The sequence below is a fragment of the Frankia sp. CgMI4 genome (genome assembly GCF_001756285.1).
Classification (GTDB): domain Bacteria; phylum Actinomycetota; class Actinomycetes; order Frankiales; family Frankiaceae; genus Frankia; species Frankia casuarinae.
This window is the reverse complement of record NZ_MAQZ01000003.1, coordinates 119,273-143,995: the sequence shown is the minus strand read 5'-3', so window position 1 is coordinate 143,995 and position 24,723 is coordinate 119,273. Positions and strand designations below refer to the sequence as shown.

The 24,723-nt window shown below is 71.1% G+C and carries 20 protein-coding genes; 5 read left to right on the top strand and 15 right to left on the bottom strand.

Annotated elements, in window-relative coordinates; all coding sequences use genetic code 11:
* Positions 1–48 precede the first annotated feature (48 nt).
* Genes zwf through pgl form a run of 3 tightly spaced genes read left to right on the top strand, consistent with a single transcriptional unit; the run spans position 49 to position 3,508 of the window.
* Positions 49–1,581: a glucose-6-phosphate dehydrogenase gene (gene zwf / locus Manayef4_RS01670; RefSeq protein ID WP_083282227.1), complete on the top strand. Its 1,533-nt coding sequence runs from the start codon at positions 49–51 to the stop codon at positions 1,579–1,581.
* A gap of 20 nt (positions 1,582–1,601) precedes the next feature.
* Positions 1,602–2,714, top strand: coding sequence for a glucose-6-phosphate dehydrogenase assembly protein OpcA (locus Manayef4_RS01665; RefSeq protein WP_011436085.1), 1,113 nt, complete (start codon positions 1,602–1,604; stop codon positions 2,712–2,714).
* Complete coding sequence (gene pgl, locus Manayef4_RS01660; protein ID WP_011436084.1) at positions 2,711–3,508, top strand: 6-phosphogluconolactonase; 798 nt, start codon at positions 2,711–2,713, stop codon at positions 3,506–3,508. Before Manayef4_RS01665 ends, pgl begins: the two co-directional genes overlap by 4 nt.
* Before the next feature lie 69 nt (positions 3,509–3,577).
* On the opposite strand, the gene Manayef4_RS01655 is transcribed toward pgl, so the two are convergent.
* From Manayef4_RS01655 to uvrC, 12 genes are all read right to left on the bottom strand, one after another.
* Positions 3,578–3,967 (bottom strand): SHOCT domain-containing protein, encoded by a 390-nt coding sequence (locus tag Manayef4_RS01655; RefSeq protein ID WP_011436083.1) that lies wholly within the window; start codon positions 3,965–3,967, stop codon positions 3,578–3,580.
* A gap of 228 nt (positions 3,968–4,195) precedes the next feature.
* Positions 4,196–5,800: a serine/threonine-protein kinase gene (locus Manayef4_RS01650; RefSeq protein WP_011436082.1), complete on the bottom strand. Its 1,605-nt coding sequence runs from the start codon at positions 5,798–5,800 to the stop codon at positions 4,196–4,198.
* A 111-nt stretch (positions 5,801–5,911) separates the two neighbouring features.
* Entirely contained in the window at positions 5,912–6,247 is a 336-nt protein-coding gene (locus Manayef4_RS01645) for an RNA polymerase-binding protein RbpA (protein WP_011436081.1), read from the bottom strand.
* Between the two features lie 257 nt (positions 6,248–6,504).
* On the bottom strand, positions 6,505–8,271 hold the full coding sequence (locus Manayef4_RS01640) for an ABC transporter substrate-binding protein (RefSeq protein WP_070130400.1): 1,767 nt from the start codon (positions 8,269–8,271) through the stop codon (positions 6,505–6,507).
* A 74-nt stretch (positions 8,272–8,345) separates the two neighbouring features.
* Positions 8,346–8,576 (bottom strand): preprotein translocase subunit SecG, encoded by a 231-nt coding sequence (secG, locus tag Manayef4_RS01635; protein WP_011436079.1) that lies wholly within the window; start codon positions 8,574–8,576, stop codon positions 8,346–8,348.
* 276 nt (positions 8,577–8,852) lie between these two features.
* Positions 8,853–9,779: a triose-phosphate isomerase gene (gene tpiA, locus Manayef4_RS01630; protein WP_256388604.1), complete on the bottom strand. Its 927-nt coding sequence runs from the start codon at positions 9,777–9,779 to the stop codon at positions 8,853–8,855.
* A 69-nt stretch (positions 9,780–9,848) separates the two neighbouring features.
* The gene (locus tag Manayef4_RS01625) at positions 9,849–11,051 is read right to left on the bottom strand and encodes a phosphoglycerate kinase (protein WP_070130399.1); all 1,203 of its coding nucleotides are present in this window, start codon (positions 11,049–11,051) and stop codon (positions 9,849–9,851) included.
* Positions 11,052–11,216: 165 nt separating this feature from the next.
* Positions 11,217–12,224: a type I glyceraldehyde-3-phosphate dehydrogenase gene (gap, locus tag Manayef4_RS01620; protein WP_070130398.1), complete on the bottom strand. Its 1,008-nt coding sequence runs from the start codon at positions 12,222–12,224 to the stop codon at positions 11,217–11,219.
* Positions 12,225–12,691: 467 nt separating this feature from the next.
* On the bottom strand, positions 12,692–13,669 hold the full coding sequence (whiA, locus tag Manayef4_RS01615; protein WP_175443295.1) for a DNA-binding protein WhiA: 978 nt from the start codon (positions 13,667–13,669) through the stop codon (positions 12,692–12,694).
* Positions 13,670–13,683: 14 nt separating this feature from the next.
* A complete protein-coding gene (gene yvcK / locus Manayef4_RS01610; protein ID WP_070130397.1) occupies positions 13,684–14,766 on the bottom strand; it encodes a uridine diphosphate-N-acetylglucosamine-binding protein YvcK in 1,083 nt (360 codons plus the stop codon).
* 7 nt (positions 14,767–14,773) lie between these two features.
* Positions 14,774–15,643 (bottom strand): RNase adapter RapZ, encoded by an 870-nt coding sequence (gene rapZ / locus Manayef4_RS01605; protein WP_070130396.1) that lies wholly within the window; start codon positions 15,641–15,643, stop codon positions 14,774–14,776.
* A complete protein-coding gene (gene uvrC / locus Manayef4_RS01600) occupies positions 15,640–17,757 on the bottom strand; it encodes an excinuclease ABC subunit UvrC (protein ID WP_070130395.1) in 2,118 nt (705 codons plus the stop codon). The genes rapZ and uvrC overlap by 4 nt, the downstream gene beginning before the upstream one ends.
* A gap of 250 nt (positions 17,758–18,007) precedes the next feature.
* Here uvrC and Manayef4_RS01595 point away from each other — a divergent pair, with 250 nt between their 5' ends.
* Positions 18,008–18,421: an SsgA family sporulation/cell division regulator gene (locus tag Manayef4_RS01595; RefSeq protein WP_011436071.1), complete on the top strand. Its 414-nt coding sequence runs from the start codon at positions 18,008–18,010 to the stop codon at positions 18,419–18,421.
* Here Manayef4_RS01595 and uvrA read toward each other — a convergent pair.
* Positions 18,364–21,294: an excinuclease ABC subunit UvrA gene (uvrA, locus tag Manayef4_RS01590; protein ID WP_070130394.1), complete on the bottom strand. Its 2,931-nt coding sequence runs from the start codon at positions 21,292–21,294 to the stop codon at positions 18,364–18,366. The two genes, Manayef4_RS01595 and uvrA, sit on opposite strands and share 58 nt — an antisense overlap.
* 245 nt (positions 21,295–21,539) lie before the next feature.
* On the opposite strand from uvrA, the gene Manayef4_RS01585 reads away from it, so the two are divergent.
* Positions 21,540–22,238 (top strand): MBL fold metallo-hydrolase, encoded by a 699-nt coding sequence (locus tag Manayef4_RS01585; RefSeq protein WP_070130393.1) that lies wholly within the window; start codon positions 21,540–21,542, stop codon positions 22,236–22,238.
* 97 nt (positions 22,239–22,335) lie between these two features.
* Here the strand turns inward: Manayef4_RS01585 and Manayef4_RS01580 are convergent, their stop codons facing one another.
* Both Manayef4_RS01580 and Manayef4_RS01575 read right to left on the bottom strand, forming a co-directional pair.
* Positions 22,336–23,361, bottom strand: a complete 1,026-nt coding sequence (locus tag Manayef4_RS01580; RefSeq protein WP_254665411.1) for a glycosyltransferase family 2 protein — start codon at positions 23,359–23,361, stop codon at positions 22,336–22,338.
* 326 nt (positions 23,362–23,687) lie between these two features.
* Positions 23,688–24,692, bottom strand: a complete 1,005-nt coding sequence (locus Manayef4_RS01575) for a TerC family protein (protein WP_070130391.1) — start codon at positions 24,690–24,692, stop codon at positions 23,688–23,690.
* Positions 24,693–24,723 lie beyond the last annotated feature (31 nt).

Here is a 24,723-nt window from a genome sequence, read left to right as displayed (position 1 = left end):
CGGTGAAACAACCTCGGAGAGACCACAAGCAGAACGAAGGGGGAACGGGTGGCGCCCACGGTGAGTACCAACCCGCTGCGGGACCCACGTGACCGCAGACTGCCGCGCCTGCCGGACGCGAGCGCCCTGGTGGTGTTCGGCGCTACCGGCGACCTGGCCCGCAAGAAGCTGATCCCCGCCGTCTACGACCTGGCCCACCGCGGCCTGCTGCCGCCGGGTTTCGTCCTGCTCGGGTTCGCCCGCCGGGACTGGCCCGACGAGGACTTCGCCGAGTTCGCCCGRCAGGCCGCCGAGAAGGGCGCCCGCACCCCCTTCCGTGCAGAGGTCTGGGACCGGCTGGCGGGCTCCGTGCGGTTCCTGCCAGGGTCCTTCGACGACGACGCCGCGTTCGACCGGCTCGCCCGCACGCTGGAGAGCCTGGAGCACTCCCACGGTATCCGTGGCAACGCGGCGTTCTACCTGTCGATCCCGCCGTCGGCCTTCCCGGTCGTGCTCAAGCAGATGCAGCGCACCGGGCTCTCCTCGGCCGCGGKTTCGGGCGGCTGGCGCCGGGTCGTCGTCGAGAAACCGTTCGGTCACGACCTGGAGTCGGCCCGGCAGCTCAACGCGCTCGTCGACGACGTCTTCACCCCGTCCGGGGTGTTCCGCATCGACCACTACCTGGGCAAGGAGACGGTCCAGAACCTCTTCGCGCTGCGCTTCGCCAACACGCTGTTCGAACCGATCTGGAACTCCCAGTTCGTCGATTCGGTGCAGATCACCATGGCCGAGGACGTCGGGATCGGCACCCGGGCCGGCTTCTACGACGAGACGGGCGCCGCTCGGGACGTGCTCCAGAACCACCTGTTGCARCTGCTCGCCCTGACCGCGATGGAGGAGCCGGTCAGCTTCGGCGCGGAGACCATCCGCACCGAGAAGCTGAAGGTGCTCCGCGCGGTGTCGCTGCCCATGGACCTCACTCGCTACGCGGTAAGGGGGCAGTACGAGCAGGGCTGGCTCGCCGGGGAGCGGGTCCCGGGCTACCTCGACGAACAGGACATCCCTGCGCAGTCGCGGACGGAGACCTTCTCGGCGGTGCGCCTCGGCATCGAGACGCGCCGGTGGGCCGGGGTGCCGTTCTACCTGCGGACCGGCAAGCGGCTGCCACGGCGGGTCACCGAGGTCGCCATCTTCTTCAAGAAGGCGCCGCACCTGCCATTCGACGAGACCGCCACCACCGAGCTCGGCAACAACCAGCTGGTCATCCGGGTGCAGCCCGACGAGGGGGTCACGCTCAAGTTCGGCTCCAAGGTCCCCGGCTCGGCGATGGAGGTCCGGGACGTCGCGATGGACTTCCTGTTCGGTGAGGCGTTCACCGAGGCGCTGCCGGAGGCCTACGAACGGCTGATCCTCGACGTGCTGCTCGGCGACGCGACGCTGTTCCCGAACAACGCGGAGGTCGAGGAGTCCTGGCGGATCGTCGATCCGCTGGAGCGGCACTGGGCGGGCACCACCCCGCACCGCTACCGGGCCGGCACCTGGGGTCCGGCTGCCGCCGACGAGATGCTCGCCCACGACGGTCGCCGGTGGCGGCGGCCATGACCATGGATTAGGAGCCCCTCGTGACCACATTGTGGGACACCACCGGTTCTGAGGTGGTCAAGGCCCTCGCCGCCGAACGACGGGCGGCCGGAGCCCTGGCCTTCGGCCTGGCGCTGACCCTCGTCGTCGTCGTCGACGAAAAGCACGTCAGCGCCGCCGAGGGCGCGGCGACGCTGGCGGCCTCGGCCCATCCGTGCCGGCTACTGATCGTCGTCCGCCGGCAGGTCGACGTGCCGCATCCCCGGCTCGACGCCGAGGTCTCGATCGGCGGTCGGCTCGGCCCGGGCGAAGCGGTCGTGATGCGGATGTCCGGCCGGTTGGCGCTGCACGCGGAATCGGTCGTGCTTCCCCTGCTCGCACCGGACGCCCCGGTGGTCACCTGGTGGCACGACGAGCCGCCGGCCCGGATCGCCTACGACCCGCTCGGCGTGTTCGCCGACCGGCGGGTCACCGACGTCACCGCCAGCCCGGATCCGCTGTCGGCCCTGTTCCAGCGGGCCGCGGACTTCGCCCCCGGCGACACGGACCTGTCCTGGACCAGGCTGTCGCCCTGGCGCACCCTGCTCGCCGCCGCCTTCGACGCGGTGGTCAGCGAGCGGCCGGACTCGGCCGTCATCACCGCCGGCCGGGCCGATCCGAGCGCCCAGCTGTTCGCCGGCTGGCTCCAGAACAGGCTCGCCGTCCCGGTGACGGTCGACGAGACGGGCGGCCGGCCCGGTATCACCGCGGTCGCCGTCGCCCTCGACGGGGACCGGCTGGCCGTCTCCCGCACCGACTCCCGCTCGGCGATGATCTCCCGCACCGGGTACCCGGACCGGGTACTGCCTCTGGCCGACCGGGGCGTCGGGGACCTGCTCGCCGAGGAGCTGCGCCGGCTTGACGAGGACGCCGTCTACGCCGAGGCCCTGGGTACCTGGAGCGGCCTGCCGAACCTGACCAGACGCTCGCCGCACCGAGAGCACATCTGGCGGGACCCGATGGACCAGACCGTGGGCACCACGGACGCGTTGGCCGCCGGCGCCGCGACGTCGGGCGCCGTGACGTCGGGCACCGTGACGTCCAGCACCGCGGCCCCGGGCACCGCCCCGATGACGAGTGCCCCGAACAACGAACGGACGGTGGGTGGCGCATGACGGCCGAGCCGGAGCTCGTCCTCCATCGTGACGCCGGGGTACTGGCCAGGGCGGCCGCGGCCCGGCTGATCACCCGGCTGGTGGACGCCCAGACGGCCCGCGGGGAGGCCTCACTCGTCCTGACCGGCGGTGGCATCGGCATCGCCCTGCTGCGGGCGGTGCGATCGAACCCGGCTCTCGACGCGGTGGACTGGGGCAAGGTCGACATCTGGTGGGGCGACGAGCGGTTCGTCGCGGCCGGCTCGCCCGACCGCAACGAGCGGCAGGCGCGGGAGGCGCTGCTCGATCACATCCCGGTGGATCCCAAACGGATCTTCCCGATGGGCCATCTGGCGGCCCCGACCGCGGGCGGTGACGTCGAGGGACGGGCCTCGGCCTCCGGCTATACCGATCCGGAGTCCGCCGCGGCGGAGTACACCGCGCTGCTGGCCACCCGTGCCGTCGCCGGATCGGCGGTGCCGAGCTTCGACGTGGTGCTCCTCGGGCTCGGCCCGGAGGGCCATGTCGCCTCGCTGTTCCCGGACTCCCCCGCGGTCGTCGCGACCGAACCGGTGGTGGCCGTGCATGACTGCCCCAAACCACCGCCGGAACGCGTCACGCTGACCCTGCCGGCCATTCAGTCCGCCCACGAGGTCTGGGTGATCGTCGCCGGGGAGGAGAAGGCCGATGCGGTCGCGGCGTCGTTCTCCGGAGCGGGACCGATCACGATCCCGGCGACGGGAGCCGTCGGCCGCGACCGCAGCCTGTGGCTCGCCGACCGGGCCGCCGCCTCCCGGCTGCCCGGCTGGCAGTGACACGGTCCGTGGACGACCTGTCCCGTAGACCTGTCCCGTGGGCCGGGCCCACGGGACGGCACCGGCGGATCAGGTCAGGATCTTGGTCTTGCCCCGCTCGAACTCGGCCTCGCTGATGATCCCCCGGTCGCGCAGGTGCGCGAGCTTGCCGAGTTCGTCGGCGTCGCTCGTTGTCCCGGCGGCCTCCTGGAGGTAGGCGCGCCAGGCCTGTTCGTCGCGCTGCGCCGCGGCGCGGCTGCGCTCGTGCATGCTGCCACCCCGCACGATCAGGTAGGCGATCACGCCGAGCCAGGGCAGCACCACGATCGCGACCGTCCAGGCGGCCTTCGCCCATCCGGACAGATCCTGGCTGCGGAACACATCCATGATCACCGCAAACAGCAGCCACAGCCACAGGATGAAAGCAAAAAACCACAGCATATAGAGGAAGACACTGAGTAGCGGAAAATCGGGATCCACGGAGTACCTCCTGTCCACCTGTCCACGCCGTGGTCGGGCGGTGGCCTGGACGGGCCACGGCCGTCCCGGCGTCCTGGGCCCCGGTTCCGGCCCGGACCCGGTTTCTGACCCGGTCCGTTCATACCCGCGCCGGGCCGTTCCCCCCGTCTCGCCGCCTCACCCGCCGGGGGTGGACCGCCCAGCGCGCTCACCCGCTCACCCGGCAGTCCGGTCAGCCGGCAGTCCCGGTCAGCCCGGAGGCGCGGGGGACGATGGGGACATGGGGGGCGCCGAGCGGCGCATGGTCGCCTGCCCCGCCGAACTGATCTCGGTCGCCGGATACGAGCAGTCGAGCGTGCCGTCGCCGTGGAGCACGAGGTCCAGCCAGGTGGCGGCGAAGCACAACGCCCCGACCCGGGTGAGACGTTCCTCGAGCCGGACCGAGGCGCCGGACACCCCCCGCAGCACGAGCTCGCCGGCGCATCCACTCTCCGGGTAGGCACTCGTGCCGATCACCTCGCCGATCCGGCCGCCCCGCAGCACCAGCTCGGCGTTGAAGTGCACGAACGCCTGCGTCACCGATCCGCTCCAACTGCCGATCATGCCCGGGGGCAGCGCCTCGCCAGCCTCGGCGCCCGGTTGCGACCCGACCCCCGCCGGATCYCGCGTGGCGACCGTCGGCGGCGAGGCACGACGCCGGTCGCCGTCGCCGCCGTCGTCCGCGCCGAACAGCTGGTACGCCCCGGCGGCCACGGCGGCGAGCAGCACCAGGAGGATCATCGCCCCGGCCATCAGCCGGGGTGCCCGCCACGACCGGACCCACCCGACCGCGCCGGGGGGCCGCGCCGTCCCTGGCCAGGCCGGCGGGAACGGCACGGGTCGCGACCCGTGCCGGCGCCGGATCACCGCGTCCGGCGCCGGGGACGGCGGCAATGACGCGGCCGGGGATGCCGGAGATGCCGGAGATACCGGGGATACCAGGGATGCCGGGGATACCAGGGATGCCGGGGCGGAATCGGCTGGGTGGGACGCGGCCCAGGTCAGCAACGCCTGCGCTCCCTCCGCGCGCAGCCGGCTCGCCGGGTTCTTGGCCAGCAGCCCGGCGATCGCTGCCGACAGCCTGCCGCCCCGGAGGAAGGGTGGCGGATCGGCGTGCAGCACGGCGCCGATAGTGGTGGGCAGCGTGTCGCGCTGGAACGGTGAGACCCCCTCGACGGCAAAGTAGAGGGTGGCGCCGAGGGCGAACAGGTCGCCGGCCAGGGTCGCGGGGCCGCCGAGGAGGCGTTCGGGCGCCATGTAAGCGGGCGTCCCGCCGCTGCCGATGCCGCCGGTGAGGGTCGGGTCGGCGGCGTGGGTGGCGATGCCGAAGTCGGTCAGCAGCACCCGGCCGTCGTCGGCCAGCAGGATGTTCGATGGTTTGACGTCCCGGTGCAGCACGCCCATCCGCTGACCCGCGACCAGGGCGTCGAGGACCGCGAGCCCGACCTGGATGGCACGCTCGGGCGGCAGGGGACCGTCCCGGTTGACCGTCGTGGCGAGTGTGCCGGCCCGGACCAGCTCCATCACGATCCACGGCAGGCCGTCGTGTTCCACGGCGTCATGGACGGTGACCACGTGTGGGTTCCCCCGCAGCCGGGCGGCGTTGCGGGCCTCGCGCATCGCCGTCTCCACTCCGGCGGCACGCTCGTCGTCGTCGAGGTCGGCGGAGACCCGGATCTCCTTGATCGCCACCTCGACCCGGAGCACGTCGTCGTGGGCCCGCCACACGGTGCCCATCCCACCGGAGCCAATCCGTTCGACGAGCCGGTACCGCCCGGCGACGAGCGGGCCGATGCCGACACCATCCACAGTCACAGGGGCATCCTCGGCGACGGCGCAACGGCTGCGGGAGCGGGGGCGGGGCGCGCGTGCGCCGACGGTCGCCGCCGGCGGCGACCGTCGGCCGGGGCCGGGGCCGGGGCCGGGCTAGGATGCGCCCCGAAGCTTGGCGAGCGCCTCGGCGAGGATCGCCTCGCCGTCCTTTTCGTTCCGTCGTTCCCGCACGTAGGCGAGATGGGTCTTGTACGGCTCGGTGCGCGGCGGGGCCGGGGTGTTGTCCCGATCCCGTCCCGCCGGAAAACCACAGCTCGGACAATCCCACGTGTCGGGGATCGCCGCGTCCGCGGCGAACGACGGTCTCGTCTCGTGCGCGTTAGCGCACCAGAAGGAGATACGTTGCCGGGGCGCGGTCTCGCCCCGTTCCGCCTCTCCCATCGGTCCTGCCCCGACCCGGCTCCCCCGGATGGCGTTGCCACCTGCCACGGCCCGCGTGCTCCTTCGTCTCGTCCCATGGGTGGTAGCACGGAAACCGTGCCTGCCGATTTCGCTGCCTCGAGTGCCKCGAAACCTCGTACCCGGTTTCGTAAACCTGACGTTCCCGGCGCTTTTCCCCAGATGTTCCTCCGGGTACGTCCTGGAGGGAGTGTAGGCCGCGAGAGCCACCCATGGATGCACCGGCCACCCCCGCCTGGTTACCCCTGGCGTTACCCCCGGTGGGAGGAGCGTGTTCAGGTCGGCTGTCATCCGGACCCCAGCGAGACCGCGGTCGGATCGGCGGTGCCGATCGACGGCACGATCGTGAACGCGGTGACGTTCGTGCTGTGGAACTGCGGGGTGTGCACGACGGCCAGCGGGATCACCGCGACCTGCTCGACCAGCGTGTGCTCCAGGTCGGCCCAATTGCTCGCGGCGGTCGCCTCGCTGGTGGCCCGCAGCGCCGTGGCGAGCAGATGCAGGGCGCCCGGATCCCGGTAGCCGCCGTCGGCCGGCCTGGGGCCGGCCCACGTCTCGTCCAGCAACGGCTGGAAGACGGTGCGGCCCGCGTCGCCGTACCAGTCCGGGGCGATAGTAGTGAGCGCCAGGTCCCAGAACTGCCCGGTGGGGTGGACGGCTGCCGCACGGTAGCGCTCGCCGGTCCGGATCCGGATGTCGAGGCGGATACCGGAACGGGCGAAGGCGGTCCGCAGTGCTTCGGCGGCCGCCACGTCGGTGGCGCTGTCCGTGGTGAGCAGGGACAGCGCCGTGACGGGTCCGCCGGGGGTATGGCTCAGCGCCTCCCGGCAACGGGCCGCGTCGCCGAGTCCCGCCGGGCTCGGGAAGGGATCCGCGTCGGTGTAGCCGGTCATCGTCTCCTGCAGCAACCCGGTGGCGGCAGCGGCGAACTCGGGGCCGCCGAGCGCCGCCGCGAGGCTCACCCGGTCGATGCAGTAGGGCAGCGCCCGGCGGACCGACAGCTCACGCAGCGCGGCYGCGGAGGGCCCATTGAACCCGACGGTGAGCGCCAGGGTGACCCCGACCCCGTCGACCACGAGACGGGGGTCGTTCGCCCTGGCGAGCTCCACGGCCCGGCTGTCGGGTATCTTCCCGTCGAGCGACATGTCCGCGTCGCCGCTCTCCAGCTCCTGCTGCATGGCCTCCGGACTCAGGCCGTCGAAGATCGTTATATGGTCGGGCAGGGCGCGGCGGATCCCGTCCGAGGACGCGCTCCACGATGGGCTGCGCGACAGCCGGTACCCCTCGCCGGGGGCGACCGTGAACCGGTACGGCCCGGCCGAGACCAGGTTGTGCAGGTACTCCAGCGAGTCCGGCGGGTAGGCCAGGGCCTCCAGCGGCACCGGGGAGGCCGCCGGCAGCGCCAGCACGTCCACGAAGTCGTTCACCGGGGCCAGTAGGTGGAACGCGAGCGTGTCGTCGCCGACGATCTCGATGCCCTCCACGGTGCTGCTCTCGACGAAGGCCGCGGCGTCGGCGACCGGGGTCGCCGCCAGCTGGGCACAGAACTCCCGGAATCCGACGATGGTCGCCGTGAAGTAGCCGCGCAGCGGTGACGGGTTCGGGGGCGTGCACAGTCGCTTGATGCCGCGGGCGACGTCGTTGGCAGTGATCCGGCGCTGGTTGGGGGTGTCCCAGCGCGCCGCGGGACGCAGCCGCACCGTGTAGACCAGCCCGTTCTCGGTGACGACCGGCGCGCCGACGGCGAGGTCCGGCCGCGGGATGGTCGACTTCGTCGTGTCCTCGTCGGAGGGATAGCTGTACAGCTGGCGGGTCACGAGCCGGCTGACCGCCCGCTCGCCGGGCTGGTCGGCCCAGCCCGGATCGCCACTGGGCATCCACTGGGTGACGATCCGCAGCGTGCCGCCCGGCTTGCCGGACGGAGGGGGCGTGGTGGTCGTCGCCGGGGTGGGACTGGCAGCGAGCYCACGCGATCCGTCCCCCGAGCCACCGCTGCAGGCGGTCACCGTGGCAGCCAGGACCGTGGCGAGCAGGATCGTGGCGAGCACGGACACGAGGCGAGGCAGCCGGCCTCCACGGCCGCGACCACTCCCGCGGCCGGGACCAGGGCGCGGGCCGAACTGGGCGTTCAATTCTTCAGCAGCAGACCGAGACCGACGATGCAGGTGAACCAGATGATCCCAACAGCGATGGTCAACCGGTCGAGGTTCTTCTCCACGACCGAGGACCCACCCAGCGACGAGGACACGCCGCCGCCGAACAGGGTGGACAGCCCGCCTCCCTTGGCTCGGTGCAACAGCACAAGCATGATCATCAGAATACTCGCGACAATCAGGGCGATCGACAGACCGATCGTCATCTAGACCAGCTCCCGCTCCTCGGGGAAGTGGCAGGCCGCTCGGTGCCCAGGCCGAACCTCCGACAAGGGCGGTTCCACCGTCCTAYACACCTCCTCGGCCTTCCAGCAACGTGGGTGGAACCGGCACGCCTTGAGGGGATCGGGCGGGCCGGACACGTCGCCACGCAACAGTATCCGCTCTCACCGACAGTGCTTCGCCTGGTCCGGTGGTCCGGCACCGGGACGGCCGGCGRCAGGGCGAGTGCGCGGTAGGCGAGTGTACGGACGCGTCCGCCGTCAGGCCGGCGGCCCGCTGCGCACGACGCCGACGAACTCCTCGGCGACCAGGCTCGCCCCGCCGACCAGCCCGCCGTCCACGTCCGGCATGGTGAACAGCTCGCCGGCGTTCRCTGCCTTCACCGAGCCGCCGTAGAGGACACGGATCCCCGCGGCGATCTCATCGCCGTACTGACTGGCCAGCTGGCCGCGGACCGCCGCGCACATGTCCTGGGCGTCCTGCGCGGAGGCGGTGCGGCCAGTGCCGATCGCCCACACCGGCTCGTAGGCGATGACGATCGTCGCGGCCTGCTCGGCGGTGATGCCAGCCAGCGACCGCTCGAGCTGACGCAGCACGTGCTCGACCTGGGTGCCGGCGGCCCGGATCTCCTCGGGCTCCCCCACGCACAGGATAGGGGTGAGCCCCACGGAGAAGGCCGCCTTCRCCTTGGCCGCCACCAGCGCGTCGTCCTCGTGGTGGTCGGCCCGGCGCTCGGAGTGCCCGACGACGACGTAGTCGCAGCCGAGCTTGGCCAGCATCGCCCCGCTGATGTCACCGGTGTGCGCACCCGACGCGTAGGGGGAGAGGTCCTGCCCGCCGTAGGCGATGGCGAGCTTGTCCCCGTCCACCAGGGTCTGCACGCTGCGCAGATCGGTGAACGGCGGGAGAACGACGACCTCGACGGTCTCCAGCTCGGCGGGCTTGAGATCGAAGGCGATCTTCTGCACCAGCGCGATCGCCTCGAGGTGATTGAGGTTCATCTTCCAGTTGCCGGCTACCAGCGTCCGTCGGCCGGTGCCCTTGACGCCGGCGGCGCCCTTTGAACCGGCAGCGCCCTTCACCGACCTGTCCTTGCCCACGCCGTCCTCGTCCTTCCCGGATCCCCTGTTCTTCCCGGATCCCCTGTCGGAACCTCGCTCAGATCTTCCCCGGCCCAGCAGGGCCATCAGCCGGCCCCGGCCCCGGAGGTCCCGCGGACGCCGGACGTCCCGCGGAGGCCGGACGTCCCGCGGAAATCAGACATCGAGGGCCGCGAGCCCGGGCAGCGTCTTGCCCTCCAGGTATTCCAGGCTCGCGCCGCCGCCGGTCGAGATGTGACTGAAGGCATCCTCCGGGATGCCGAGCGTGCGGACCGCCGCGGCGGAGTCGCCGCCACCCACGACGGAGAACCCCTTGCCGGCGGCGACCGCCTCGGCCACCCCCCGGGTGCCCGCGGCGAACGGCGCGAGCTCGAACACGCCCATCGGCCCGTTCCAGAAGACCGTGGCCGCTCCGGCCAGCCGCGCGGCGAACAGCTCCGTCGACGCCGGGCCGATGTCGAGCCCGAGCCAGCCGGCGGGGATGGCGTCAGCCGCGACGACGGCGGTGTCCGCGTCGGCGGCGAACCTGTCCGCGACGACGACGTCGGTCGGCAGCACGATCCGCTCCCCGCCCTCGGCGAGCAGCTCCTTGCACGTTTCGATCATCTCGGTCTCCAGCAGCGACCCGCCGACCCCGTGACCGAGCGCCGCCAGGAAGGTGAAGCACATCCCCCCGCCGACGAGCAACGCGTCGACCTTGGGCAGCAGCGCGCGGATCACGCCGAGCTTGTCGGACACCTTGGACCCGCCGAGCACGACACTGTAGGGACGCGCCGGGTCGCTGCTGAGCCGGCGGAGCACTTCCAGCTCGGTAAGCACGAGCCGACCCGCGGCGTGCGGCAGCCGCTTCGGGACGTCGGCGACGCTGGCATGGGCCCGGTGGACCGCGCCGAAGGCGTCCCCGACGTAGAACTCGGCGAGCGCCGACAGCTCGTCGGCGAAAGCCGSGCGGATCGCCGCGTCCTTGCTGGTCTCCCCGGCGGCGAAGCGCAGGTTCTCCAGCAGGGCCACCTCGCCGTCCCCGAGTCCGGCGACCACCTCGCGGGCATGCGCACCGGCGATGTCACCGCTGCCGTCGCCGGCGAACGCCACCGGCCGGCCCAGCAGCTCGGCGAGCCGACCCGCCACCGGCTCCAAGGAGTACTTCGGGTCCGGTTCGCCCTTCGGCCGGCCYAGGTGCGAGCTCACGACCACCCGGGCGCCCCGGTCCAGCAGCGCGGAGATGGTCGGGACGCTGGCGCGGACCCGGCCGTCGTCGGTGATGCGCGGGGTGTCACCGGAACGATCCAGCGGCACGTTCAGGTCACTGCGGACCAGCACTCGGTGCCCGGCGACCTGCAGGTCGTCGATCGTCCTCACGCTTCGTTACTCCATTGGGGAGAGAAATTGTCGAGGAAGAGCCGGAGAGGATCCTCTCCGGCCCGGTCGGGAGGAACGGCCGGGGAGGACCGGCGCCGCCCGACGGGTTTCGCCTGCCGGCGGCGCGCGGGCCCAGCGGCGCGCGGCGACCAGCGGCGCGCGGGCCTAGAGACGCGCGGCGACCAGCGCGGTCAGGTCGACCAGCCGGTTGGAGTAGCCCCACTCGTTGTCGTACCAGCCGACGACCTTCACCTGATTGCCGGCGGACATCGTCAGCAGCGAGTCAAACGTGCAGGACGCCGGGGTGTTGACGATGTCAGAGGAGACGATCGGGTCCTCGGTGTAGACAAGGTAGCCCTTCAGCGGGCCCTCCGCCGCCGCTTTGRACGCCGCGTTGACCTCTTCCTTGCTGGCCTTCTTGTCCAGGGTGGCCACCAGGTCGGTGACCGAGCCGTCGAGGACCGGCACCCGCATCGCCAGTCCGTCGAGCTTGCCCTTGAGGTGGGGCAGGACCAGCGCGGTGGCCTTCGCCGCACCCGTGGTGGTCGGGATGATGTTCTGCGCCGCAGCCCGCGCCCGCCGCAGGTCCGAGTGCGGGAAGTCCAGGATGACCTGGTCGTTGGTGTAGGCGTGGATGGTGGTCATCAGCCCCTGGCTGATACCGAAGGCCTCGTCGAGCACCTTCGCCATCGGCGCGACGCAGTTCGTCGTGCAGGATGCGTTGGACAGGATGTGGTGCCTGGCCGGGTCGTAGGCGTCGTCGTTCACGCCTATCACCACAGTGATGTCCTCGTCCTTGGCCGGCGCCGAGATGATGACCTTCTTGGCACCCGCCTGCAGGTGCTTGCCCGCATCCGCCGCCTTGGTGAAGCGGCCGGTGGACTCGATGACGACGTCCACGCCCAGATCGGCCCAGGGCAGCGCCGCCGGGTCGCGCTCGGCCAGCACCTTGATCACGGTATCACCGACGCGGATACCCTCGTCAACGACACCGACCGCAGCGGAAAGCGTACCCAGCGTGGTGTCGTACTTGAGCAGATGCGCGAGAGTCTTGTTGTCGGTCAGGTCGTTGACCGCGACGATCTCGAGATCGTTCCGGTTGCTCGCCGCGAGCGCCCGCCAGAAGTTACGACCGATTCGCCCGAAGCCRTTGACACCCACCCGCGTAGCCACGTCCAGGACTCCCTACCGTCTTGTCTCGTCGTTTCGATAGTCACGCCGTCGTTCCATCGCGACGTCGTCGTTCGGTTGTGACGTTCTCGTTCGTGTGGCGCTGTCGTTCGTGTGGCGCTGTCGAGGCAGGAGCCTAACGAGTTTGCACATCATCGGCGGGAATCCGAACCGTGCGATGTTGGTCTCCTCACACGGTGCGGGCACGCCCCACCCGGAAACTACATCCCATCACATGGCTGCGCTGCCRCACCGCCGGTGCGCCTCCGCGCAGGGCCGGGGGCCGGCAGATCCCGTGGACCCGCGCTGACGCCGGCCGAACCGCCCAGGCGGGCGCCCCACAGGGCGGGTCCCACCCCGAAGAGCCCCGAAGAGCCATCCGATCCCGATGGTGCTACTGGGCCAGTAGTCCACTTGCGGGTATGACTTGCAGGTATGAAATGTCTGGGCCTGACCTGGGCCGCTGTTGCTCAGGCGTTCTCAAGGAGATCCGGGGAGACGCTCGCCTCGGTGTTGGGGATACCGAGCGCGTTGGCCCTCTTGTCGGCGAGCGCCAGCAGCCGGCGGATCCGGCCGGCGACCGCATCCTTGGTCAGCGGCGGGTCCGCGAGCGCGCCCAGCTCCTCCAGGGAGGCCTGCGCGTGCTCGATGCGCAACCGGCCGGCCGCCAGCAGGTGCTCCGGGGCGTCGTCGCCGAGGATGCGCATCGCGGYCTGCACCCGGGCGCCGGCGGCCACCGCGGCCCGGGCGGAGCGGCGCAGGTTGGCGTCGTCGAAGTTCGCCAGCCGGTTGGCGGTCGCCCGGACCTCCCGGCGCATCCGCCGTTCCTCCCAGGCGAGCAGGCTGTCGTGCGCACCGATCCTGGTCAGCAGCGCGCCGATCGCGTCGCCGTCGCGGATGACGACGCGATCGACGCCGCGCACGTCCCGGCTTTTGGCCWGGACCCCCAGCCGACGCGCCGCGCCGACCAGGGCGAGCGCGGCCTCTGGACCAGGCGAGGTCACCTCCAGCGAGCAGGACCGACCCGGCTCGGTCAGCGAACCGTGGGCGAGGAACGCGCCCCGCCAGGCCGCCGCGGCGTCACAGGCGGAGCCCGTGACCACCTGCGGCGGCAGCCCGCGCACCGGACGGCCACGCTGGTCGAGCAGGCCGGTGGACCGCGCGAGCTGCTCGCCGTCTCGCTCGACGCGCACGATGTAGCGCACCGAGCGGCGCAGCCCACCGGCGGCCAGCACGGCCACCGTCGAGGGGAAGCCGAAGACCTCGGCGACCTCACGACRCAACCGGCGGGCGGTCGCGCCAGTATCGAGTTCCGCCTCGACCACGATACGACCACCGACGATGTGCAGCCCCCCACCGAAGCGCAGCAGGGCCGCCATCTCGGCCCGCCGGCAACAGGGCTTCGCGACCCGCAGCCGGCTCAGTTCGTCCTTGACGGTGGCCGTCATCGCCGCCACACCGATCACTCCTTGGCTTCACCGGATGGGGTCCGGCGGACCGGTCCGCCGGACGATGAGTACTGCGTGACCGGCCGCCGGGACGCGGGCGTCGGGCAGGTCGCCTCCGGGAGTCCCGCGAACACCGCACGGAAGGCCGCGGCGAGCCGGACCGGATCGTGCACGGGCGCGCCGGGGATCCGCACCGGCGCCAGATGGAGCCGGGCACCGACGTYCGCCGCSGCCCGGGCGAGCAGATCGGGGTCGGGCACGGCGGTCGGATCGGCGATCACCACGTCCAGCCGCAGGCCGGGAACGTGCCGGCCRAGGGAGTGGAGATGGGCCTGGGGGGTGTATCCCTCGGTCTCCCCCGGCTGGGCGGTCAGGTTCAACACCATCACCCGGTTCGCCCGGGACGTCGCGATCGCCCGGTTCATCTCAGGAACCAGCAGATGCGGCAGCATGCTCGTGTAGTGCGATCCCGGTCCAAGGATGATCCAGTCGGCCGCGCCCGCCGCGGTCACCGCCTCCGGACAGGCCGGCGGTGCCGCCGGCGACAGCCGGACACCCGCGACCCGTCCACCGGTCGTGGCCACCGCGGCCTGCCCGCGCACCTCGACCTCGGCGGTGGGCGCCGCCGGATCCAGCCCCACGACGTCGGCGACGATATCGATGCCCCTGGTCGACAGCGGCAGCACCCGCCCCCGCACGCCGAGGAGGGTGGCGGCCAAGTCGAGCGCGGCCACCGGTGATCCGGTGCGCTCGGCGAGCGCGGTCAGCACGAGGTTGCCGACCGCGTGCCCGGCGAGCGGCCCGTCGCCGCCGAACCGGTGCTGGAACACGTCCGCCCAGGTGGTCGACCATCCGTCCGGTCCGGCCAGCGCGGCCAGGGCCATTCGCAGATCGCCCATGGGGAGCGCGCCGAGCTCCGCGCGCAGCCGCCCGGAGGATCCACCGTCGTCACCGACGGTCACCACGGCGGTAAGCGCCGAGGTGATCTGCCGGAGCGCGGCGAGCGAGGCGGCGAGCCCGTGGCCGCCGCCGAAGGCGACGACCGCCGGTGCCCGGTCCGGACCGTCGGAGCGCGCGGCTACGCCCTTGAGGTTCACGGATGGTTCACTCCCGTCCCAGGTCACGGTGCACCACCCGGACTCCCACGCCGCCCGCGGCGAGCCGGATGCCGAGCTGCTCGGCGATCGCGACGCTACGGTGCTTGCCGCCGGTGCACCCGACGGCCAGCGTGAGATACCGCTTGCCCTCACGGGCGTAACCCTCGCCGACCAGGCGGAGCAGCGCCGAGTACTGGTCGAGGAAGTCCTGCGCTCCCGGCTGGGCCAGCACATAGTCGCGCACCTGCGGATCGCGGCCGGTGAACGGGCGCAGCGCCTCCACCCAGTGCGGGTTGGGCAGGAACCGGCAGTCGGCGACGAGATCCGCATCCAGCGGAAGTCCGTACTTGTACCCGAACGACACCACCGTGGCGTTGAGCCGGTYGGCGTTCGGCTGCCCGAACGCGGCGTCGATCTTCGACCGCAACTCGTGGACGTTCAGGTCGGTGGTGTCGAGGACCAGGTCGGCCTCGCCGCGCAGCTCGGCGAGCAGAATCCGTTCCCGGCCGATGCCGTCGACCACCCGCTCGTCGCGCTGCAGCGGATGCGGCCGGCGGACGTGCTCGAACCGGCGGATCAGCGCGTCGTCGCTGGCCTCGAGGAACAGCATCCGGGGATGCATGCCCCGCGCGTCGAGCGCCGCGATCGCGGCGCGCAGGTCAGAGAAAAACGGCCGGCCCCGCACGTCCACCACGACGGCGATGCGGCTGATTGCCCCACCGGAACGACGGCCCAGCTCAGCCATGGTGGACAGCAGCTCCGGAGGAAGGTTGTCGACGACGAACCAGCCCAGGTCCTCCAGACACTTCGCCGCGGTGCTGCGCCCGGCGCCGGACAGCCCGGTGATGATCGCCAGATCCAGGGTCGGGGTGGTCATGAGACGGTCTCCGTGTCGAGAATCTCTCCGGTGCGCGGGTCGACGACGGGGGCGGGCGCGTCGGCGCGGCCCGGCGCCGACCGGGCCAGCGCGGTGACGATCGCCGCCGCCGTCCGCGGGCCGATGCCGGACACCTGCGCGATCTGCTCGGCACTCGCCKCCCGTATCTTCGCCACCGAACCGAAGTGGCGCAGCAGGGCCTTGCGCCGGGTGTCACCCAGGCCGGGGACCTCGTCGAGGGCGGAGGCCACCATGGCCGTGGACCGCTTCTGCCGGTGGTAGGCGATGGCGAAGCGGTGCGCCTCGTCGCGCACCCGTTGCAGCAGGTAGAGCGCCTCGGACGTCCGCGGGAGGATGACCGGGTCCGCGGTGTCCGGCAGCCAGACCTCCTCCAGCCGCTTCGCCAGCCCGCACAGCGCCACCCCGCCGGGGCCGGCGTCGATGCCGAGCTCGTCGAGCGCCCGGGCCGCCGCAGCCACCTGGGGCGCCCCGCCGTCCACCACGACGAGGTTCGGCGGGTAGGCGAACCGGCGCGGCCGCCCGGTCCCCGGATCGATCGGCTGCGCGGCACCCGGCGCGCCGGCGATGTCGCCAAGCTCGGCGATGTCGGCGATGTCGGCGATGCGGGACCGCTCGGCGAGGTAGCGCGAGAACCTCCGGTGGATGGTTTCGTACATGCTCGCCACGTCGTCCCCGGCACCCTCCCGGCCGGCACCCTCCCGGCCGGCGATGCCGCGGATCGCGAACCTGCGGTACTCGGACTTGCGCGGCAGGCCGTCCTCGAACACGACCATGCTCGCCACGACGTTCGTGCCCTGGGTGTTCGAGACGTCGAAGCACTCGATGCGCAGCGGCGCGTYGGGCAGCTCCAGGGCCTCCTGAAGCTCGGCGAGGGCACGGCTGCGGGCGGTGAGGTCACTGGCCCGCTTCGTCCGGTGCAGCGCGAACGCCTGCTTGGCGTTGCGCTCCACCGTTTCGAGCAGGGTGCGCTTGTCCCCACGGCGGGGCACGCGGACCTCGACGCGGCTACCCCGGGCCGCGCCGAGCAGTTCGGTGACCGCCTCGACATCGGGCGGCAGGGCGGGCACCAGGATCTCGCGGGGGATGCCTTCCCCCTGGGATCCCGCGGTGGTCGTGGGCACCGTCGAACCGGCGGTCCCGGTCGAGGCCGCTCCCGTGCCGTCGAGGTACTCCTGGGTGAGGAACTGCTCGACGAGGTCCGCGGTCGTGACCTCGTCGAGCTTGTCGACGACCCAGCCCCRCTGGCCGCGTACCCGCCCGCCACGCACGTAGAACACCGCGACGGCGGCCTCCAGCTCGTCCTCGGCGAAGGCGATGACGTCGGCGTCGGTGCCGTCGGGCAGGACCACGGCCTGCTTCTCAACCGCACGGCGCAGGGCGCCGATGTCGTCGCGCAGCCGCGCGGCGCGTTCGTACTCCTGGGCCTGCGCCGCCTGCTGCATCTCCCGTTCGAGCCGACGCAGGTAACGGCCCGTCTGCCCGGACATGAAGTCGCAGAAGTCCTCGACTATCTCCCGATGGGTGGCCGCGTCGACCCGTCCCACGCAGGGTGCCGAGCACCGGTCGATGTACCCGAGCAGGCACGGCCGTCCGACCTGCGCGGCCCGTTTGAAGACCCCGCCCGAGCATGTGCGGGCGGGGAAGACCCGCAGGAGCAGATCGAGGGTCTCCCGGATGGCCCRGGCATGCGCGTACGGGCCGAAGTACCGGACGCCCTTGCGCTTGGGYCCCCGCATGACCTGCAGGCGCGGGAACTCCTCGTGGAGGGTCACGGCGAGACTCGGGTAGCTCTTGTCGTCGCGGTAGCGGACGTTGAAGCGCGGGTCGAACTGCTTGATCCACGTGTACTCGAGCTGGAGGGCCTCGACCTCGGTCGAGACGACGGTCCAGTCGACCGAGCTCGCCGAGGAGASCATGTGCTGCGTACGCGGATGGAGGGTGTGCAACTCGGCGAAGTAGTTGGCCAGCCGGGCCCGCAGGTTCTTGGCCTTGCCGACATAGAGCACGCGACCGTGCTCGTCACGGAAACGATAGACACCGGGTGTCTCGGGGATCGAGCCCGGCGCGGGCCGGTAGGACGCCGGATCAGCCATGAACCGAGCCTACGGCGACCTTCATCCCGAGCAAGCAGCACCTGCACGTAACCATTTCATCACGCATAGCGCGCGGGCTTGGCGGCGGGTTCCCTCCGGTGGTGGCGGTAGGGYGACGAGCGGCGACGGCCACCCGGCAGCATCGTGACCGATTACACACCTTCCGCTGTTTCGGGGGCCCCCGTTGGCGTCCGGGGCGGAGGGCTGCGACCCTCGAGACATCGGGCAAGCGAACCGAGGGAGCCAGCGCGTGCTTGGTAAGGACGTCACGGCGGAGTTCGTCGTGGACGACGCGTCCAGCCGTGGGCGGATCACCGTGTTCCAGATCTGCTGGGGCGCCCGCGACCCGTTGGCCGTGTCCATGACGCTGGTGTCCAGGCCGGAGCATCCCGCGCTGCCGCAGGGCAGCTGGGTCGCACCACGCGACACCCTGCGCGCCGGCCTGGAGACGGCGGTGGGCGACGGGGACGTCCGGATCGGTCCCGACGCGGATCGGCGCGGCGTGCGGCTCGACCTGGTGCACGGCGACCGCCAGTCCGTGGTAGTGGTCGCGGCGTCGTCGCTGCGCAGCTTCCTGGACCGCACCGAGCGGCTTGTCCCGACCGGTCAGGAGCACACCGAACAGGAGCTGGACGCCGTCCTCGCGGACCTGCTGCGGACCTGAGAGGGCGGGAGCGGTCCCACCTCGGCGACCCGGTCACTGAGGATCTCCCGGAGGAAGACCGCGGTGTGGCTCTCCTCGACCGCAGCCACGGCCTCGGGCGACCCCTGCGCGACGACACGGCCGCCTCCCGTGCCCCCCTCCGGACCCAGGTCAATGATCCAGTCCGCCGTCTTGATGACATCGAGGTTGTGCTCGATCACGATGACCGTGTTCCCGGCGTCGACCAGCCGGCCGAGCACGCCGAGCAGCTTGCGGATGTCCTCGAAGTGCAGACCGGTCGTCGGCTCGTCGAGCAYGTAGACCGTCCGGCCGGTGGAGCGCCGCTGCAGCTCCGAGGCGAGCTTGACCCGCTGCGCCTCGCCGCCGGAGAGGGTCGGCGCCGACTGGCCGAGCCGGACGTACCCCAGGCCGACGTCGTTCAGCGTCCGCAGGTGGCGGGCGATGGCCGGCACCGCGGCGAAGAACTCCGCCGCCTCCTCAATCGGCATGTCGAGCACCTCGGCGATGTTCCTGCCCTTGTAGTGCACCTCCAGCGTCTCCCGGTTGTACCGGTCGCCGTGGCAGACCTCGCACGGCACGTACACGTCTGGCAGGAAGTTCATCTCAATCTTGAGGGTGCCGTCACCGGAACACGCCTCGCACCGCCCGCCCTTGACGTTGAACGAGAACCGGCCCGGCAGATAGCCACSGACCTTCGCCTCGGTCGTCTCGGCGAACAGCCGGCGGATGTGGTCGAACACGCCGGTGTAGGTGGCGGGGTTGGACCGCGGCGTGCGTCCGATCGGGGACTGGTCGACCCGGACCGCCTTGTCGAGATTGTCGAGCCCGCTGACAGTGCGGTGCCGGCCCGGCACCTGCCGGGCGCCGTTGAGCTTGTTCGCCAGGACGGCGGCGAGGATGTCGTTGACGAGGKTGGACTTCCCCGAGCCCGACACCCCGGTGACGGCCACGAAACAGCCCAGCGGGAACGACACGGTGACGTCGCGCAGGTTGTGCTGCCGGGCCCCGTGCACGGTCAGTGCCCGGCCCTTGGCCGGCACCCGGCGGATGTCGGGCACCGGGATCCGCCGCCGCCCGGACAGGTAGGCGCCGGTCATCGACTCCTCGCTGGCGAGCAGCTTCTCGACCGGCCCGGAGACGACGACCCGACCGCCGTGCTCGCCGGCGCCGGGGCCGATGTCGACCACCCAGTCGGAGGCGCGAATCGTGTCCTCGTCGTGCTCGACGACGATGAGCGTGTTACCCAGGTCGCGCAGCCRCAGCAGGGTCTGGATGAGCCGGCGGTTGTCCCGCTGGTGCAGGCCGATCGACGGCTCGTCGAGCACGTACAGCACCCCGACGAGCCCGGAACCGATCTGGGTGGCCAGCYGGATGCGCTGTGCCTCGCCGCCCGCCAGGGTGCCGGCGGCCCGGTCGAGGGAGAGGTAGTCCAGCCCCACGTCCAGCAGGAATGTCAGCCGCGCGTCGACCTCCTTGAGCACCCGACCGGCAATGGTCCGCTCCCGTTCGGTGAGGTCGAGCCCGCGCAGGAACACGGCGCACTCGCCGATCGCCAGACCCGAAACCTCGGCGATCGACCGGCCACCCAGCGTCACCGCGAGTGACTCCGGCTTTAGCCGCGCGCCGCGGCAGGCCGGGCAGGGGATGTCGCGCATGTAGCCCTCGTACCGCTCCCGGCTGCTGTCCGACTCGGCCTCGCGGTGCCGGCGGCCCAGGAAACCGATCACGCCCTCGAAGGAGGTGTGGTAGGAACGCTTGCGGCCGTAGCGGTTGGTGTAGCCGACGTGGATCTCGGTGTCGCCGCTGCCGTACAGCACGGCCTTGCGGGCCCGCTCGGGCAGCCCCTCCCACGGGGTGTCCATCCTGAAGCTGAGGTCCTCGGCGAGGGCCGTGAGCAACCGTTCGAAGTACTCCTTGTTGTGGCCGCCCGACCAGGGGGCCACCGCGCCCTGCGCCAGCGACAGGGTGGGGTCGGGCACGACGAGCTCCGGGTCGACCTCCTTGCGGGTCCCGATCCCGGTGCACTCGGGGCAGGCGCCGTACGGCGAGTTGAACGAGAACGACCGCGGCTCCAGCTCCTCAAAGGAGAGGTCGTCGTAGAGGCAGGCCAGATGCTCGGAGTACATCCGCTCGCGCTCGGGATCGTCGGCGTCGCGGTCGACGAAGTCAACCAGGACGAGCCCGCCGCCCAGCTTCAGGGCCGTCTCCACCGAGTCGGTGAGCCGCCGCTTCGCTGACGACTTGATCGCGAGCCGATCGACGACGACCTCGATCGTATGCTTGCGCTGCTTCTCCAGCTTCGGCGGATCGGTGAGCGGCACCACCGTGCCGTCGACGCGGGCCCGTGCGAACCCGGAGCTCTGCAGCTCGGCGAACAGGTCGACGTACTCGCCCTTGCGGCCACGCACCACCGGGGCCAGCACCTGGAAGCGGGTGCCTTCGGGCAACTCCAGCAGCCGGTCGACGATCTGCTGCGGGGTCTGCCGGGAGATCAGCCGCCCGCACTTCGGGCAGTGCGGACGGCCGGCGCGGGCGAAGAGCAGCCGCAGGTAGTCGTAGACCTCGGTGATCGTGCCGACGGTGGACCGCGGGTTGCGCGAGGTCGACTTCTGATCGATGGAGACGGCCGGAGACAGCCCCTCGATGAAGTCGACGTCGGGCTTGTCCATCTGCCCGAGGAACTGCCGCGCATAGGCCGACAGCGACTCCACGTAGCGCCGCTGCCCCTCGGCGAAGATTGTGTCGAAGGCGAGGCTGGACTTGCCGGACCCGGACATACCGGTGAAGACGATCAGCCCGTCGCGGGGCAGGTCGAGGTCGACGTCACGGAGATTGTGTTCACGCGCGCCACGCACGACAAGACGATCGGCCATCGACAAACCCTCATGATCTTCAGTAAGACCGGACCTGGGCGAGTGTGGCCATGCTACGGATGAGGACCGACACTTTTCCGGGGGCGGCCACCTAACCATCAGCCGGACGAATCCGTCGCATCCGGCAGAGACCTCAGAGGCGTCAGAGGCGTCAGATCTCCCGGTGCCACCCGACGGACCGTAACGACCGGCAGCTATCCCCTGTTCCCGTCCCATCCGCGCCATCCACTCCGGAGAGGATCGTCATGAGCGACGCCAACGGCGGCGACACCAGCCGCACCGGCTACACCGAGTACACCGGGAAAGTCACGGTCGGCGGTCCGGCCGACGTGCGGACCCTGCCAGGCCTGACGATCACCAAGGTCGCCGTCGGCCCGATGAACAACAACGCCTACCTGTTGCACTGCCCGGTCACCGGGGAGCAGCTGCTCGTCGACGCGGCGAACGAGGCCGACACGCTGCTGCGGCTTGTCGGGGACGCGGGGCTGGCAACGGTGGTCACCARCCATCGGCACGATGATCATGTGCAGGCCCTCGCAGATGTGGTCACCACCACCGGGGCCAGCACGGTCGCCCATCCGGACGACGCCCCGGCCATTCCGGTGCCCACCGCGCGGCAGGTGCGCGAGGGGGACGAGATCGCCGTCGGGACGGCGGCCCTTCGGGTGATCCACCTGGTCGGGCACACACCCGGATCCATCGCCCTGCTCTACGACGCCGATCCCGCCGCTCCCCACCTCTTCACCGGAGACTGCCTGTTCCCTGGCGGCCCTGGAAACACGTTCGGTGACGAACAGGCCTTCACGACGCTGATGGACGATCTCGAACGCAAGATCTTCGGCCCACTGCCGGACACCACCTGGATCTACCCCGGCCACGGACACGACACCACCCTCGGCGCCGAACGCCCGCACCTGGCGGAATGGCGCGCCCGCGGCTGGTGACGGTGGGGGTGAGGCCGGCTGCGGCGAGCTCGCGCACTCACGCCACCGGATACGCTCACTCCCCCGAGACCCCCTCCGGCACGAGGTGATGCTGGCGCTACGTCCGCTGGCCAGAGGAGCCGGGGGAGCCGTCGGCGAGATCATCGATCAGATCGTCCTGCCGCTGCCGCGGCGTCCGCGGGACCGGGCGGAGATGGCCGAGACGCAGCCGCGTCTCGGCCGGGACGGCGTGCCACCGTGAGCTGACCGCGGGCTCCCAGCCTGGCCGGGCCAGCCCGCTCACCAGCCCGGAGAGGATCCGGACCGCGCGCAACGCGTCGTGCGACCGGCCCACGGCCAATTTGCGCGCGGCGAGGACGGTCAACTGGGCCGCGTGCACCGCGGTCCACGACCGGCCCACGTCGTGACGGTGCCGCCGGGCATAGGTGGCTGCCGACCGGCCGAGTTCGGCGTACAGCAGCCCGGACCGCCCGACGGTCTCCCCGCCCACATGAACGACCGGCCAGGCGTCGTCCGCCCAGACGATGCGCCCACCCGCGGCGTGCAACCGGGCGAACAGATCCGTCTCCTCGTAGTACATCCAGTACGACGGGTCGAATCCGCCCAGCCGTAGGAAAATCTCCGAGCGGACGGCGAAGAAGGCGCCGACCGGATAGCGCAGTTCCGGCCACCTCTCCACCGCGGCGATCTCGCCCCGTACCGCCGTGTAGGCGTTCGTCCGCGGGCGCGGCAGGACGGCACTCGCCCGTCCCCRCTCGCCCGCCGTGCCGCGGATCGGGAAGCCGACCACGTCGGCGGACGACGGGGCCCAGGCGAGYAGCTTCGGGATCATCGTCGCGGTGTCGGCAGGGACCGTCACGTCACTGTTGACCACCAGGATCCACTCCGGCCGCAGCCCGTCCTCCAGGGCACGGCGGACAGCGAGGTTCACCGCGGTGCCGTATCCGACGTTCCCGTGCCCCTGGACCACGCGCACACCGTCCGGCAACGCATCATGTCGGGATTTCCCATCATTTTCTACCAGAAACACCCGACATTCCGCCATGGCATCCAGTGTGGTCAGCAACCGGTACAGAGACGTCGATCCCCCGTGAGAAACGACGACCGCCAACAGCCTGTGCATCATCCGCCTTCGGCTAGTACGCCCGCAACGAGCTGCGAAATTTCGGGAAGAATCGGCAAGAAAGGACCACGACTCACACCGAACGAGTACACACGATCGGTCCCGGAACGTCGAGTATTCCCGCCCGCGCGTCTCCTCGCCCACGTCAGAGAGATACGTTCCGGCGGCTGGATGTGCACCGAATGTACCGCAGTACCCGCCGGAGCCAGCATAACCGCTGAGCCAGGACTGTCAGGCATCCTCGTTCCCGGCGCGTCGCGACACCATTCCTCGATATGTTTCCGGGCAAGTGGCGAACCGGGCCCGGTTCGCCACCCGCCCACCGGTCATCGGGGCACCTCCTGGGAGCCTTCGGCCACRCCCCCCGGCTCGGCTACCCCCYCCGGCTTGGTTACCCCCTCCGGCTCGGCCACGGACCGCGGGGCCGGCGGGGTGGTGCGCAGCGACCAGACGATGGCCACGATCAATGTCACCACAATGACACCGAGCGACAGCGCGATCGGCGGGTGCCACACGTCGGTGAGCAACATCTTCACGCCGATGAAGGCCAGGATGAACGCGAGCCCCGTCGCCAGGTGGTGGAAACGTTCCATCAGACCGGAGAGCAGGAAGAACAACGACCGCAGCCCCAGGATGGCCAGGGCGTTGCTCGTGTAGACCAGGAACACCTTGTCGGTCACACCGAGCGCGGCGGGCACCGAGTCGAACGCGAACAGGACGTCGGCGGTCTCGATCACGACGAGGACGGCCAGTAGCGGCGTGGCGACCAGCTTCCCGGCACGCCGAAACACGAAACGCTGCCCCTGATAGTCGTCGGTGACCGGAATGACCTTGCGAAGCAGCGCGACCGCCCTGCTTCGGCCCGGATCCATCTCGACGCCGTCGCCCCGGAGCATCGTGACCGCCGTGTAGAGCAGAAAAGCCCCGAAGACGTAGATGACAAAGCTGAACCGTTCGAGCAGCGCGATGCCGGCCGCAATGAACAGGAAACGGAGCACAAGCGCTCCCAGCACACCGTAGAACAGGACGCGGTGCTGGTAGGCGCGAGGCACCTTGAAATAAGAGAAGATCAGCGCGAAGACGAAGAGGTTGTCGACGGACAGGCTCTTTTCCAGCAGCCACGCGGCGGCGTACTCGCCGGCGGGCCCCGGGCCCTGCCAGGCCCAGATGACACCGGCGAATCCGATGCCCAGCGAGACCCACAGAACGCTCCACCACGCGGCCTCGCGAAAGCCGATGACGTGAGCCCGACGATGTGCCAGCAGGTCGATGGTCAGGAGTGTGAGCAGGACGCCGACGAAGGCGGCCCAAGCCCAGGGGGGCACGTACACAGATGATCTCCAGCGGAGTCGGGTGCCCGCC